Origin of the sequence: Flavobacterium polysaccharolyticum, from assembly GCF_038739875.1 — a bacterium.
In the GTDB taxonomy this organism is placed as follows: domain Bacteria; phylum Bacteroidota; class Bacteroidia; order Flavobacteriales; family Flavobacteriaceae; genus Flavobacterium; species Flavobacterium polysaccharolyticum.
On sequence record NZ_JBCGDP010000022.1, the window covers coordinates 16,788 to 32,132 of the forward strand.

At 30.6% G+C, this 15,345-nt stretch carries 15 protein-coding genes; all 15 read right to left on the reverse strand.

Annotated features, from left to right (window positions below):
• Nucleotides 1–146 precede the first annotated feature (146 nt).
• The 15 genes from WFZ86_RS17405 to gapS1 all read right to left on the reverse strand — a co-directional run bounded on the left by WFZ86_RS17405 (nt 147) and on the right by gapS1 (nt 15,198).
• On the reverse strand, nt 147–2,402 hold the full coding sequence (locus WFZ86_RS17405) for a carbohydrate-binding protein (RefSeq protein WP_342693112.1): 2,256 nt from the start codon (nt 2,400–2,402) through the stop codon (nt 147–149).
• A gap of 319 nt (nt 2,403–2,721) precedes the next feature.
• Nucleotides 2,722–4,380, reverse strand: coding sequence for a serine hydrolase domain-containing protein (locus WFZ86_RS17410; protein WP_342693113.1), 1,659 nt, complete (start codon nt 4,378–4,380; stop codon nt 2,722–2,724).
• Nucleotides 4,381–4,452: 72 nt separating this feature from the next.
• A complete protein-coding gene (locus WFZ86_RS17415; RefSeq protein ID WP_342693114.1) occupies nt 4,453–5,253 on the reverse strand; it encodes a helix-turn-helix domain-containing protein in 801 nt (266 codons plus the stop codon).
• Nucleotides 5,254–5,423: 170 nt separating this feature from the next.
• Nucleotides 5,424–6,044 carry a hypothetical protein gene (locus tag WFZ86_RS17420; RefSeq protein WP_342693115.1) on the reverse strand — a complete coding sequence of 207 codons (621 nt, stop codon included), beginning with the start codon at nt 6,042–6,044 and terminating at the stop codon, nt 5,424–5,426.
• Nucleotides 6,045–6,223: 179 nt separating this feature from the next.
• Nucleotides 6,224–6,904 (reverse strand): ABC transporter ATP-binding protein, encoded by a 681-nt coding sequence (locus tag WFZ86_RS17425; RefSeq protein ID WP_342693116.1) that lies wholly within the window; start codon nt 6,902–6,904, stop codon nt 6,224–6,226.
• On the reverse strand, nt 6,901–7,818 hold the full coding sequence (locus WFZ86_RS17430; protein WP_342693117.1) for an ABC transporter permease: 918 nt from the start codon (nt 7,816–7,818) through the stop codon (nt 6,901–6,903). Before WFZ86_RS17430 ends, WFZ86_RS17425 begins: the two co-directional genes overlap by 4 nt.
• Nucleotides 7,819–8,044: 226 nt before the next feature.
• Nucleotides 8,045–8,881 (reverse strand): carboxypeptidase-like regulatory domain-containing protein, encoded by an 837-nt coding sequence (locus tag WFZ86_RS17435; protein ID WP_342693118.1) that lies wholly within the window; start codon nt 8,879–8,881, stop codon nt 8,045–8,047.
• 374 nt (nt 8,882–9,255) lie between these two features.
• Nucleotides 9,256–9,750 (reverse strand): SRPBCC family protein, encoded by a 495-nt coding sequence (locus WFZ86_RS17440; RefSeq protein ID WP_342693119.1) that lies wholly within the window; start codon nt 9,748–9,750, stop codon nt 9,256–9,258.
• Nucleotides 9,740–10,072, reverse strand: coding sequence for an ArsR/SmtB family transcription factor (locus WFZ86_RS17445; RefSeq protein WP_315169688.1), 333 nt, complete (start codon nt 10,070–10,072; stop codon nt 9,740–9,742). The genes WFZ86_RS17440 and WFZ86_RS17445 overlap by 11 nt, the downstream gene beginning before the upstream one ends.
• 218 nt (nt 10,073–10,290) lie before the next feature.
• Nucleotides 10,291–10,818 carry a hypothetical protein gene (locus WFZ86_RS17450; protein ID WP_315169687.1) on the reverse strand — a complete coding sequence of 176 codons (528 nt, stop codon included), beginning with the start codon at nt 10,816–10,818 and terminating at the stop codon, nt 10,291–10,293.
• 116 nt (nt 10,819–10,934) lie between these two features.
• Nucleotides 10,935–11,438, reverse strand: a complete 504-nt coding sequence (locus WFZ86_RS17455; protein WP_342693120.1) for a hypothetical protein — start codon at nt 11,436–11,438, stop codon at nt 10,935–10,937.
• Nucleotides 11,439–11,551: 113 nt separating this feature from the next.
• On the reverse strand, nt 11,552–12,217 hold the full coding sequence (locus WFZ86_RS17460) for a hypothetical protein (RefSeq protein WP_342693121.1): 666 nt from the start codon (nt 12,215–12,217) through the stop codon (nt 11,552–11,554).
• A 35-nt stretch (nt 12,218–12,252) separates the two neighbouring features.
• Complete coding sequence (locus WFZ86_RS17465; RefSeq protein WP_342693122.1) at nt 12,253–12,873, reverse strand: hypothetical protein; 621 nt, start codon at nt 12,871–12,873, stop codon at nt 12,253–12,255.
• A gap of 124 nt (nt 12,874–12,997) precedes the next feature.
• Nucleotides 12,998–13,603 carry an outer membrane beta-barrel protein gene (locus WFZ86_RS17470; protein ID WP_342693123.1) on the reverse strand — a complete coding sequence of 202 codons (606 nt, stop codon included), beginning with the start codon at nt 13,601–13,603 and terminating at the stop codon, nt 12,998–13,000.
• Nucleotides 13,604–13,764: 161 nt separating this feature from the next.
• Nucleotides 13,765–15,198, reverse strand: coding sequence for a GapS1 family protein (gene gapS1, locus WFZ86_RS17475; protein WP_342693124.1), 1,434 nt, complete (start codon nt 15,196–15,198; stop codon nt 13,765–13,767).
• Between the last annotated feature and the right edge of the window lie 147 nt (nt 15,199–15,345).

Sequence of the window (15,345 nt, forward strand, 5' to 3'; positions counted from 1 at the left end):
ATTATCGAAAAGATAGTCGTTAGAAGTTTTAGGAGTCTCAAATGGAATTGATACAGTTTTCAATTTAGCTTTTGTCATAAAAAAAGAAGCTGTCTTTTAGGACAGCTTCTAGAGGAATCTCTTGTAAATAGACTTAAAAAAGGAATTTAATTGATAATCAATTTCTTTTTTTGTCCATTAAAATAAAGTATATATATACCTGAATTTAGACTGCTTACGTCAGCTTTTTGTGATTGTCCTGACAGTAGTTTTTCTCCAGAAATAGAGAAAATCGTCCACTCATATTCGCTGTTAAAGTTGATAAAGTCTTTTGTTGGATTTGGGTAAAAGGAAGTGGACTCAAGGGTTTCTATGGTTTTATTCTCAATAGATTTAGTTACTGAAATAGTTCCAAAATTAAACCAGTTTAGATTAAAACCTCCTTTAACAACTTCTAATTTTAAGCGATGATTGCCTTGTGATAGGTTAATACTTGAATTTAATGTTTGCCAATTTTGCCATCCACCAGTGACTGGTAAATCGATTGATTTTATAAATTGATTGTCTACCAAAACATTAATACGTCCTTTGCTATCAAGACTTCCTACTCTAATTTCAAAAGTGTAAGTTGCCGTGTTTGTTACGGAAATATTATATTCTAAGATATCGTTTACATCCAAAAAGCCAACATTTTTTCCTCCACCTGTATCGGCAGTATCTTCTAGCTGAGTACCAAATGTAATGGCATAGTTTTCTGCTTCTATTTTTCCTGGAATAGTTAGATTTGATGGATTTGATGGGGTTGAAGAAGAGAAGTTGAACCAATTTAAGTTAAAACCTTCTGTTACGACTTGAAATCTGATGGTATGCAATCCAGCTGGCAGACTAATATTTTTTGTGAGGGTTTGCCATGCCTGCCATCCATTGGTCAAAGGTAAGGCAATGGTCTGATTGTATTGCCCATCAATTAGTACATTGATTTTTCCGCTATCGCTTGTACTTGCATAACGGACATCAAGTGTATAGTTGGCAGCTGCCGCTACATTAACCTTGTATTCTAACCAATCATTAACTTCTAAGTAGCCAACATTTTTTCCTCCACCAACATCAGCTGTATCTTCTAGTTGAGTACCAAATGTAGTGGCATAGTTCTCTGCTTCAATTTTGCCTGGTATTGCTAAAGCTGATGGTGTTGGTGCTACGAAATTAAACCAGTTGATATTGAAACCAGCTTCAGCAACTTGAAACTTTATGGTGTGTAATCCAGCGGGTAAGTTGATGTTTTTTGTAACAGTTTGCCATGCTTGCCATCCGTTGGTCAAAGGCAAAGCGATTGTTTGATTTTGTTGTCCATCAACTAAAACAGCTATCTTTCCACTATCGCTTGTACTTGCAATGCGTAATTCAAGCGTATAATTGGCAGCAGTCGCCACATTTACCTTGTATTCTATCCAATCATTAACTTCTAAATAGCCTACATTTTTACCTGCCCCAACATCGGTTGTGTTTTCTAGTGTTATACCCAATGCATTGGCATAATTTTCAGCTTCGATTTTACCAGGGATATTGTGAGTAACAGGAATTGGAGGTGTATTTTCATTTTTAAACTGAACTTCAGCTACTATGGGGTAATGATCAGAGGCTACAGGCGTCGTAATTACCCATGAAGTTTGAGTGGTATATTTTGCATCATTAGGACAGTAAATGTAATCGAACTTAGTACCAAAACCCGTATTTACGGAACCTGAAGGATTAACATCTCTATAAGTGTCTCTGTATTTTGTAGGATTATCAGCGCCTGTTTTCATCCAAATTGTGACTGCATCTACTTCATTCGAATTAAAGTCTCCAGTGGCATAGATTGGGTCTGCTGGAATAGCTCTACTTGCCATACGTTGTGTTAGCAATTTCATGCTTTTTAATCTCGCATCTGGTAAATCAGGGGTTGGAAAGTGCGAATTAAAGATATAAAAACCTTTGCCAGAGCTTTTTTCTATGAGGTGAACATAGGTGCAAATGCGGTTGTAGCCCCCAGCAAAACGGGAGGGAACCGTTGGTGTATCCGATAGCCAAAAGTTACCAGAGTTAGCGTTATCTAAAGTGTATTTGTTTGCTTTGTAAAAGATCCACGAGCCTTCGCCACTGTCACCACCGTCACGACCAATACCATACCAAGCATAACCTGTTTGCTGTGCTAGATAATCCCGTTGGTAATTTACAGCTTCTTGTGTGCCAATCACATCTGCTTGTGTTGTATTAAAAATAGAAGCAGCACCGGCTTTTCTTCCGTCCCAGTTTGTACCAAAAGGTTGTTGTACATTAAAGGACATAATTTTCACATTCAAATTTTGCGCTTTTACAGTAGTAGGGACTGTATACCAGACATAGGTTAGCAACAACAGTAATTTTAATTTTGTTTTCATTTTAATAATAAATTTGGGGTTAATTTAAGATTGACAAGTTATAGATAAAAATAGATATAACAGTTAGGGAATAATTAAAAATAACGGTAAGATTAAAACTATTGCTTAAATCTATTTCTAAAATCAAGGATAGGAATGGTTGAAGGATGTGTATTCAACCGTTTTTTGACGACTTGAATAATTATTGTATGCCGTCGTTTAAGCTAAAAAAGAACCTCGTTTTTCCTCATGGTTTGTGAGTTGAAACGAGGTTGGGTTTTAAGTGATTTTTTTTGAAAAAGGGATAGGATAGCGGCCAGTCGTTTTTAGTTGTTTGTACTTATTTGAGGTAGGGTAAGATGTAATTTTTCAAAATCATTTCGGGCTGCTGTGTTTTCCCGTTTCTGAAATTTCCGGATGTAATAACGACTACCGTTTTTAGACTAGGAATAACAAAAATATATTGACCTCCAGCTCCTCTAGCTTCAATAGAGGCAATGCTTTTACCATTAACATCATAGGTATTGTGCCACCATAAATATCCGTATCCATTTTTGTCTTTGGTATTTTCTAGTACGCGATAATTTGTAAAGGAATCTTTTACCCAATTTTTAGATAAAATACGTTTTGAATTCCATTGTCCTTCGTTAAGATAAAGCTCTCCAAATTTCAGCATATCTTTAGAAGTGAGGTACATTCCACCACCAAAATAAGGACTTCCATTTAAATCGGTCTGAATAATATAGTTTGAAATTTCAAGTTTTTGAAATAAATGATTGTCCATAAATAATGCTAAAGGCTCAGAAACTAAAGAATCCATCGCGATTCCAAGTAAGTAAGGATTTGCAGAACCATAATTTGCTTTGGTATTAGGACTGTTTATCATAGGAGTTACCAAAATGCTTTCAATCCAATCTTTAGTTCTTTGAAAATTTTCTTCAGTTGCTGGAGATTTTGGATTAGTATTAATACCATAATCAATGGCATCTAATCCCGAACTCATGGTTAAAAGGCTTTGAATAGTTATTTTAGACTTTAAACTGTCTTTTAGAACTTGATATTTCGGGGGTAAAAAATCAAAAATGGACTGGTTGACACTTTTAAATAATGATTTGTCTTTAGCAATCCCAACTATTGCGGATGAAATACTCTTTGCTGCTGAACGCATATCATGTGGAATATTTTCGGTATAACCATCAAAATACTTTTCATAAATCAGTTTGCCTTTTGTTGAGATTAAAACAGCGTGTGTATTGGGCAACGAATCTTTTGAAATACGATTTTCTAATTCAGGAAGTTGAAGAATGGAAGTTGAATTAGTAGTCCCAAAACCTCCTATTTTCCAATCCGTTTTGGATTTTTTTAAATCAATTTTTGTGAGTAAATGATTGGCTAAATAGATACCTAGTTGAATTGAGTTAGGTTCTAATTTTCCTTTGAATGCTAATCCTGTTTTGAAATCAGCAAAAGAGATAACTTCATTTTCTTTTTGAAAATTGTCGCACCAAGTTCCTGTAAATCGATTATCTCCTAAAATCGGATAGGCTTGATATGCCTCTTTCGAACCGTTTTCTACACTCAAATAAAAATCTAGCGATTTTAGTTCATCTACCATCAAAATGTTCCAGTTTCCGGTATAAGAATTTTTTTTTGACTTTGTTAATTTCAAATGATAAAGGAGTAAGCCTGATTTAATAAAGCCATTAATTTCTTTTTTATTTTTAGCAAGAACACCTTCAAAAAACAAATTGTCTGCAAGGGGTATTTTTATTTGATACTCCTTACTGCTTTTATAAGGAAAATCAATGCTATTTTCATTGTTGTAGATTTTGAAAATAGCTTTTTCAGTTCCAGCATTGTGAAGTTCTATTTTTAAATGGAAGGTTTTACTGTTTTTAATTTTTCCTTCCCAGTTGTCGGTGTAATCGGTCATGTCTTGCGCATTGACCGACAAGGAAAGGAACATATAGCAACAGAAGATGATGTTATGAAGTTTCATTAGTAGGATAGATTTAAAAATAAGTAGCAAAGATTATATTTTTAATGCTATCAGAATTGTATAAAATTAACATTATCTATTAACATCGAACAACCTTGTTGGGGTAGTGTGATAGATTTGTTTGAAACTTGCAATAAAATGGCTTTGGTCATAGAATCCACATTGGTAACAAATTTCAGTCATCGAAATTTTATTAGAGAGCATTAAACGGAAAGCCTTGTTTATTTTTAAAATTCTAATGTAGTTTCCAAGGCTTGTGCCAAAATATCGATTAAAAGTTCTAGACAGGTGAACGGGATGAACTCCTAAAACTGAGCTTAGGTTTTTTAAAGAAAAATCAGTTTGTTCTTCGTGCAACAATTCCTCAAGTTGATTGACCCATTCTGGTTTTTTGGTATTTGTTTTTTGGTTTTCTTTGATGTTGCTAAAAATTTCAAGTAGTAATGTTTCAATACTAGTGGTTGAATATTGGTCTTTTATTTTGGATTCTACATAGATTTTATTCATCAAATTTTTCGTCAAAGGATTTTTGATGTGTATACTTCCTTCAAAGTCTGTGGTTTTGATATCATAATTGGAGAACCAATTTTCATTCAATTCAATATGAAATCCTCTGGTGTATTCGGGTGGTTTTATGTTGTAATGAGCGTCTTGCCAATTGTGAAATAACAAACTTCCGGGAGCTAGATAATAGGCGTCTTTTTTGTTGGCTTCAAAGAGTTTACCTTGAAGTAAATAGGTGAAATATGGATTTTCGTGGTAATGCCAATCCACTTTCGGATGTGTATATTCAGTATCAGTTATGATAACATTATCAAAAGTTGACTTTTGGTAATGTGTTCCGAAAAACTCTCCTTTTTTTAGTAAGTCCATTGGCTAGTTTGTTGGGATGTTTAAGGTTTTTAGTAGTATTTAAATTAAGTTTTGCTCTTGGGTTTATCATATAAGCGATAAGCAATAGGTAAAGCAATTCTGAGACTTCGTGGCTCAAATTTCGAACCAAAGTTTAGCATGGTATACCCCAAAATCTTTTATACTAGCCGTTATGAAATGTCTTTTCTTTTAAACTGTTGATTTTTTATCAAAATATAAATATCAAGAATTGTTAGAGTTGAAAATATAATAATCGCAACCCATACTCCCCAAAGTCTGTTGTTAAAAATTGCAATTGGCTCTGCAAGGATCAAAAAGAGTAGTGCTAGAACATCTAATAGAACAATTGTTTTAATTGCGTTGGACTCAAGATATTTTATTGTCAAACTTAAAATTGACAATAAGAAATAGATGAAGATACTAAAAACTAGAATATAGCTTCCAGAGTCTATTATCATTGCCCAGCCTGAAAATGTATTTTCCTTTGAAACAAGAATAGCTTGTAAAAAAGGATATTCTTGTGAAAGTGTTTCAGATAGTGTTTCTTCCTTATTCTCTGTCTTTGATTTTACCTTGTTGATAGATTTCTTTGTCTCTTTTACAACTTTCTTATCTAGGGCTATGGTATCAATTTTTTTCTGGTTCAAACGTGTTGAATCTACTTGAATTTGTACTTCTTCGTGAGCGGGTGCTTCTGTTTTTTTTTCACAGCCTGTATAAAAAAAAGGCAGACACAAGCATAAAAATGTCATCCAATGTAAAAAAATCGAGTATTTTAAAAGTTTTTTCATTTGTTTGTCGTCTGTTTTTTTGAGGTTGTTGCTAAGGTTCTTGTGCTTCAACGGTTTTGGACTTACTTAAGATTTAATTTCGGATTTACCATCCCGAGGCTTTCCGAAAGTCAATTGTCCACCCTAGGCAGCAAGCCGAACAGACAACGTAAATCCGTTGTAGCTGTTACCAGCAGTTTTTACTTTAAATTTAATTTTTTTATTTTATTTCCAATTGTTAACTCTTTCATTTCATTTTCTAAATTACCAAAATCTTCTTTGAGCACTCTTCTAATAATTTGCCCATTTTTCAATAAAAATATTTCATCGCAAGTGTCATTTAATGTTGAAAAAATGTGAGAAGAAATTAGAATTGATTTTCCCATTTCTTTCAATTTATGAATTATTTCGGTAATTATTATATTACTATGTATATCAACGCCATTAAATGGCTCATCTAGAATGAATAATTTATTTTCTTGCAATAATATTGCTGTAAATGCTAGTTTTTTTCGCATTCCAGTGGAGTATTTTACTGCATATTCATGTAATGGTAAATCAAAAATGTTTATTTCTTGTACATCTGGATAGGTTACATTTCTAGCATTGCATAATAATTGAATGTACTCATTACCTGTTATTTTTGAAAAAAAGAAGGTTTCTGTTTGTAAATAGCCCAAAAAATCTTTAGGTTTTCCATATTCACAATGGATTACTCCATTGTATTTTTCTAATCCAGCAATACATTTGAACAAAGTCGTTTTTCCTGCTCCATTTTCGCCAACAATACCGTAAACTTTTCCTTTCTCAAAGGTTAAGTTGATATTTTTCAAAATTACCTTAGAACCGTATGATTTTGACAAGTTTTCAATACTAATCATTGTAATATTTCTTTTGTTTTTTTTATTGATTGGATGTATAAATAAGGAATAATTAGCAATAATAATGGCGGAAGCCACAATGTTATTGCTAAAATAATTCCGAATCGTATGTTTAATTTTTCAGGAAAAACGGAATATTTTGCTAACATAGTTGTGAAAATAAATAAATATCCTAAAAATTGAAAGCCTACTATTATTTCAATTTTTGTATAGAAAAATAGAGATAAAGCTATAAGTATTGGTAAACACAAAATGGTTGAATATAATATGATGTTTTTTAATTTATATCTTATAAATTCTTTTGGAGTCAAAGAAAATATCCAAACATAAAATTCATTTTCTGAATTTGTATAATAAGTAAGACAAGAAAGTAAACTCAGAATTAATGAAAAAATCCCTAAATTAAAATTATCAACACTAATCGACATAAAGGTCAAAAAATAAGCAAAGAAATAAAGGAAATAATTTGACCTGAAACCTACTGTAAACTCAAACGGATACTTATAAAAAGGAGTTGGTATTGTAAAGCTTGATTTGTTTTTAAAATCTAGTAGAGAAAAAAGGCAAGCTGAAATAAAAAGTAAAATCGAGCTCAAATATTTTTCTTGAAATAGTAAAAAGGTTATGAATACTATTGAAACAATTAGGTTTTCAACTATTCTTATTTTAATATATTCCGTTTTAGAATACCAAAGTTTCAAAAAATCGTTTCTGTTTATTTCATTCAATTTTATTACTAAACTTAAAGCCAATACAATATAGATATATTCAGCAAATTGAGTTTCTTCAAATAATTTTACCGAAATACCAATAAATACAAAAAGACCCACAACATACCCAATTACGGGTTCGATTCCCCATTCGGTTAATTGCCTGTTTAGCATTTTGAATTGTAAAATAAAGTAGTCTTTCATTATTTCCGTGAGTTAGAATGGCCGATAGTATTCTGATTCTACAGCGATTTTTGATTTTCTGGTTTTTCTTATCGCTTAGTTTTTTTGTTTTGTTTTGTTAATGTTTTGATATATAAAGGATTAATAAATTCAAAGCATTTGATTAATGGCTACTTTTTCAAGCACAAAACGATCTTTAAAATAAGACTAAATCTACTCTATTTGTAAACTGAATTATTTTTCTTTTTTATTTTTCTATCATTACATCAACATTTATTGAGGGTTCAGCTCCTGAATATTTTTTCCATTCTCCAAAATAGTTTCTGTAATAAGTATCTTTAGAAAAGGCAAAAATATTTCCAGCAAAAGAAAGCTTTCCTTTAAAATCATCAGCTATTCTGACTAAAACAAAGAAATCTTTATTTGTCCAAATGTTTTGATCAGAAACATCTATCGATAATCTTTTGTTTTTTATGTCATTTTCGGTAACTGTCAATTTTAAAGTTTCAGTAACTAAAGATTGGGTATCATCTGGAAAGCCATTTTTTTCACTTTGTATGTCGAAAATAAATGTAGCCGTTTTTTCGAATTTGAAATCAGTAAGATTAATGTTTATGTTCTTAATTTTTAATTTTTTTTTGTTTTTAATTTTTATGGCATGTTCGATAAAAACATCATAGGGGTCATTTGAATCAACTCCACAATAGGCTTGTTTGGTATTAGCAGTTCCGAAATTTTTATTGATATATTTTTTGGGATTGATGATTACTGTTTCAAGAGTAATCATTTTTTTCTTTAGCTTAATCGTGTAGTTTTGGGATTGTAGTAGGTCACCAACAGAAATTTTAAAGGGTTCATATTCATTTACAATCACTTTGAAGGTTTCGGTTTTGTCAATGTTTGTTACGTTAATAGTATAATTTCCATTACTATCTGTTACACCGCCAATTGTTTTGTTTTCAATTCCAATCCTTGCTTCAGAAATTGGATTGTTATTTTCATCCAAAATTTTTCCTGAAATTTTTTGAGCCTGAAAACTTATAGTGATTAAAATAAATAGTAGTGCAAATCTAATTTTTTTCATTGAAAACGATTTTATGTGAAATGGCTCTTTGTTGCGCAAACCTTCTCTACTTTGAGATTTTATATTTTTTTTGAAAGGTATAAACATACTAAAAGTCTGTCGACTTTTCTCGTAATTGTATTACAAATTCTCTCACTATGTTTGTTAATTCTTAAGTTGTTACTTAACTGAAAAAACACACCAAAAAAGCTCAAAGGTTATTTTTGGTGTCTTTTATAGCTTTTAGTAAGCTTATCATCCTAAAGATAAATAGCCCAAAAAGTTGTGAGACTTTTATCATACTTATAGAAGGCAACCTGATTATAAATGGCACGAAGTCGAAGACGTTCGCGCAGCAAACTTTAACAGTTTATATTCTTTGGTGAGCGGGTATTTTAATTTTTTAAACTTTGCAATAACTTATCTAACTGTTTGTGTCCTGTATCAAGAGCTTGTTCCATTCCGTTACTTATCATTCCGTCCCTAAATTGTGAAGATGGGCAAATTGTATGTATGGTAACTATTGTTGTTCCGTTGTCAGTATTTTCAAAAGTTGTTGTTTCTAATACAGCATCCATCTTTTGTGGTAGTCCTTCAAATTCAGATGTTTTTACAATTTTTTCAAAAGGCGTTACTTCGTGATACACGCCGCGAAAACCAAACTGCATTCCGTTTTGATGCTTATGAAAATGTCTGTAACTTCCACCTGTTTTACAATCCATAACTTCTATTTCCATTTTAAGTTCAGTAGGTAGAAACCATTGAACAAATAAATCAGGTGTAGTAAAAGCTTTAAAAACAATTTCCTTCGGTGCTTCAAATTCTCTTGTGATAAAGAAATCTTGTTTGTTTGGTTGAGCTACGATTTTTGTTTTGTTATTATTTTCCATTTTGTTGTGTTTTTAAGTTATTTAATACGTCGTCTAATCTGTTGAATTTGTCCTCCCACATATTTCGGAAAGGTTCAAGCCATTCGTTTACTTCTTTTAACTTTTTGGGTTGTATAGAGTAATAGTATTCTCTTCCTTGAATGTTCAAGGTCAGTAGTCCGCACTCTGTTAATATTTTAATATGTCTCGAAATCGCTTGTCTACTTAAATCAAAGCTGTCCGACACATTATTTGGTGTCATTGGTTTTTTAGCAATCAGCCCGATAATATCTCGTCTTGTCGGGTCGGCTATTGCCTGAAATACGTCTCTTCTTGTTTCCATTTTTGTTTATATGCTACAATATGGTTGCAAATATATATGAAACAATGTGGTTGCGCAAATTTATTTTCAATAATTTTTTTGTCGGGGTGAAATGCCTAGAAGTTTATAGGTGGTTTCGGGCCGTATTAAAATGACATCTGATGTAGTGGTAATCAGTGGGGCGCTGTATATTTTAACGGTTTATGTTTTTCGAACAGCGGGGTTGCGTTCGATTTTTTTTAATTTATTTTTTTATCATTCTTCCCAAATTGTAATTGTATATGATTTAGCATATCAACATCTTCTTTTTCGAATTTTAAAATGTATCCAGAATTAGACGCTTGTTCAATGTAAAATTCATCTCCTTCATTTGTTTCATTCCAAAATTCTTTCAGCACACTTTTGACTCCAATTCTCCAATCATCAAAAGTTAGAATGTAATTTTCTGAATTGTCTTCTGAATCATATATGTATTCTTTCTTTTTAACCCTAACATTACCAATGAATTTTATTTTTTCTTTAAAATCATTTTCAAAATTAGTGTCTATTAAAGATCCTAAAATCAAGACTGAAATAATAACAATTACAATAACTTTTATAAATTTAAATGTTTCATTTGATACGTTAAAACCAACAATTAAATATGAAATTAGTAAAATTAATATTGAAAAAACCAACACATAAAGTCTGCTCTTGTCATTACTTTTCTTTTTTCTTTTTAATATTTTTATATCGTTTTCTGTTAATGAAACTTTAGTTAGTGCCATATTTTTATGTTTTGTCAACGTACTTCTAAATTGATGTGCAATCTTCTGGGACTAAACAGAGACGTTCGCGCAGCATACTTCAAAGGTTAGTATTCTTCGAGGAGCGTGGAGAAGTTCTAATCATATAGTTCTTCCCCTTCTTTTATTGATTTATCAAATCGGAAATCGATTAAAGTTCCTTTTATAGTTTTATAATTTCCTGCAATATTTACTACATTCTTATTAAGCAAGTTAATAATTTTAATACCCGTTGCGTATTTTTCTCCATTTGCAAAATAAGTATTATAAATCACGTACTTATTTTTGTCTATTGTAAAGGCAACATAATTAAGGTCAATTCCTTCATTTTCTATTCCGCCACCTCGCAACCAATAGGAGTATTCAAATGTATTCCAACTGGATTTGTCTTTGTTATTTGGGTATTCTAATTCAATGTTGTTTTTTGTTCCAAATCGATAAATAATGTACTTGCCATTTTTGTCACTACAAAGCGTCATTATTTTTCCTTTGTTAGTTTGAAAGGAATAAATTATTTTTTCATTTTTTAGCACGTATTTCTGTCCATATAGATAGAAAGTAGAGAAGAGTAAAAAAGAGAAAACTAATATTGTATTTTTCATTGCACCTTTAGTTTATTTACTTTAACCGCTAACGGTTTGTATGCTTTGAAGAGCAGGGAACCAATTTTCAATTAAGCTTATTTGTCCAAATCCGTTGTAGTTGTTGTGTGCCTTTATTTTAAGTGCTCACATTCTTTGTCCAAATAGTCTGCAAAGTTTTTATAGTTTGTGTAAATTGACAAATAATTTTTATAAGCTGAGTAATAATATTTGCATTCTTGAATTAACTCACTTTTGTCAAGTTTTAATTTCTTGCATAATATCTCATATTTTTCAGTTTTATTGATTAGTTCTACGCATTGTTCAATTGTGGCCCCATCTGTTCTATATATAACACCTATCGGTATTTCGTGAAGTGTATAGTTCAAATATTCTCTTGTCTGAATTTCATATAATTCAAGTAATTCTCTGTCGTCAGGTGAAATATTAAATCCTTTTTCTAAAAGTGTCCTGCTTGAATATTTAGTATCTTTTGTATATCCCTGATAACTTACAAGATGTTGGTCAAGTTTTAAAAGACCTTTAATTGCATTTACATTATTTTGTTCTACTTGTTCCGAAAGAACTGGATAAATTAAATGTTTATAAAGTGGTTGTCGAATTATGATATCTTTGGCTGTCAAATAGTCAATTATTTCTAAAACATCAGTCGAAGTGAATTTAGCTTTATAGATTTCGTAGTCTTTAAGAAGGTCAGCAAGTTTTTTATTCTTGTCTGTCTTGATAAAGTTTTTTATTTCTATGTCGATATAATTCTGTAAAAATGTTTCTTTGTTCATAGAATTCTGTTTATAATGGCATACACGTTCTGGCACTACAGCGGTTTGGCAGCAGCACTTTCATTTTCAATGATTTTGTTGAGTTTCGGCTGGATTATCCATATTCCAATTGGGTAAAACCAAATCATAAAAAACTCTCCTGCAAAATCAGAAAAACTCACTTGACGCTGTAATTCAACCGTTTTGTATGTTTTTGCTACAAAATATAATGAATAGAAAATACAAAATATTGAAAACAAATGTAAGGGTATAATAATTACAACAATGCTCATGATTAATCCAACGGCTGGAGGTGTTTCGTTTTCCATCATTCCGCTCGCAGACACACTAAAAATTATTGAAATAAGGATGATATATAGCAACGGTATGAAAAAAAATATTTTAAATTTTTTGGTTTTCATTTTTACATTTTCGGGAACTTTACTCTGAAGTCCAATGCCCACAGACCAAAACCAACCAAATTGTGTTGCCACAATAAGAATCATAATTATTGGAAAAAACATAAAGTAATTAAATAGCAATGAAACATCAGGATTATTACCACTGCCGATATTTGCAAACATAGTTATCATCAGCACGATTTGAAAAAGCATTGGTATTCCAAAAGTTAGTAAGAATAATTGCCAATGCTTTGCTTTTAAGAATTTTTCAGTCATAGTCTTTATTATGTATAGTTTTTGGTTGCTGCTGAAGTTTTAGCACTAAAGTGGAGAGGTTTGCGCGGTAAATTTTAATGGTTTGTATGCTTCGAGGAGCGGGGAATTAAATTTATTTATTTTATTAAAAATTAATCCCAATTCCAATTTTGATAATATTTACGTTTGAATTATATCTTGAATTTATTATTGGTTCTTTAGTCCCTAATAGAATATAATTATATTGAATTTGGGAAAATAGGTTTTTGTAGAAGTCATATTTCAATCCAATATTCAAGTTTAAACCGCTTTGCGTATTGTTTAAGCTAAAGCCATCTCTGTAATATCCATCTTTTTGACCAATAGGTATAATGTTTATATTACTAGTAGAAGACTTGAATATCATTGACGTATAGCCAATGCCTACGAATGGATGGATTTTTGAATAATTGAATTCCGCGAATATTTTCGGGTCTAATTCGTAAATAGTTATTTTATAATTTTGAGTAACACTATTTATTTCATTATTTGTTTTTAGGATTCCTGCATTTATTGAAATTCCTAAGTTCACTTTTTTTGCATTGATAAACCTATATTTTAAGCCTAAATCAATAATGCCACTGTAATTGTCAGCAATGAAATTATGAGTAAATAGAAATGGATAATTTAGTTCTGCACTAAATTTTGTTTTTTGTGAAAATGATTTGTTTGTTAAAATCAATAAAATAATAAATAATAATTTTTTTTTCATATTTCGGTGTTTAAACTTACGCTTCGCGTTCTTAATATTAAAGCGGGTTTGGGTTCTAAATTAAGATTCATTTTTCGGTTGTCACTAAACTTCCATATACAAAACTATTTTCCCATTAAGCTAATCGCTCAAATCCGTTGTAGCATCTTTGTGCGTAGTGTTTACTTTGCGGTGATTTCTAATTTTTTCAATTCTTTTTCAAGAAATTTAAAGGTTACAGGTTTAGATTTGTATTCATCCAAATGCATTGAAAATGTTTGTTTTTTAGTTTCGGGCTTAGAATTATTAAATCTAGCTTTTTCTAATATTTCTATTAGTGTTATTTTTTTATCCTTAATTATTTGTAGTAATGTATTCCACGAAAATATATCAAGTATAAAAACGTTCTCAGGAGGTAAAAAATGACTATCAATAGAGTTCTCAAATTTATCTTTTCCAATTTCGAATAACTCATTAAATTGACTCCAATACAATTCTTTATAGGTAATTATTAATCCCCAATTTTCTTTAGTAGAATTAATTTTTTTTGAAACATTTAAAAGCTGTTTAAAATATGCTTTTAATATGGATTCTTTCAAAGAATTAAATATTATCTCATCTGTTGGATTTACGAGAGGAGTAGGTTGTATTTCAATAGCTTTACATTCAATAAAAACATTAAAATCTTCTAAATAAAAATCAATTAGATTAGAGTTAATTCCTAACTTTTTTTTCAATTGGTTTTCATTGATGAAAGAAAACTTACTTTCCATTATTCCTAATTGAATATATTTTTCAAATCTATTTCCAAACTCCGTTGTGAAATTTTCATCATTAGATTTTAGATAATCATAAATAAAATAGTTTATACTATGATTTAAGACCCTTTCGTGCACCAAACGTACTTTATCATTGTATAGTTGAAAAGGATAAATTGTAAAAAAAGTTGTTTCTAAATGCTGTAGATTTTCTACCTTAACATTTCGTTTGTATTCATTTATTTTCTTCTGAGATTGCATAGGGTCAAGAACAACCAATTCAAGGAAATTTGATATTTTTTCATTGCTTGTTAATTCTGCGCAAACGTTTAAAATATCTATTTCTAAATAATCTTCAAAATTCAAGTTTAAGTCATCGTGTTTTCTTGAATTTACGTACAACCAAATTATTTGCATTATGTACAGAAAATCAAAAATAGAAAGACCAGTTTTTTCTTTAAAAGATTTCCCTATATCATATTTTCCACCTAAAGTTTCATAAAGATTTAATTGTATTGAAAACACCTCTTTTCGGACTATTTTTTGTAAATAGAATTGTTGCGAATAAAATATATGCATTGCTATATCTAATCTGCCACTCTTTATATAATTGCTTATATGTTCAGAATTAAAGTCTGTGATATTTTGTAGAATAACATTGAATTTCTGAGCAGTTAAAGCTTTTAAAGGATGTTTTTCACCACCATATAAATATGTCCATTTCATTAAAAGAAATATAAACCAAATCGGCCCAAATTCATCTCGATAGTGATTTAGTAATCTGTAACAATTATCTATTAAATCTTCCTTTCGGTGTTCTCTAATTCTATTTCTTATATACGAAAATGTAATTTCCATACTGGTTTTTTCGTTTTTTGTGTCGCATTACGCATAACTAGCATATAGGTCTGATAAAATCATACCAATCACATCTAAATTAGAGTCATATGTCAAACAATAATCAGACTTTTTTATTTCTCAAATATATTCTTTTTCCTGCAAAAA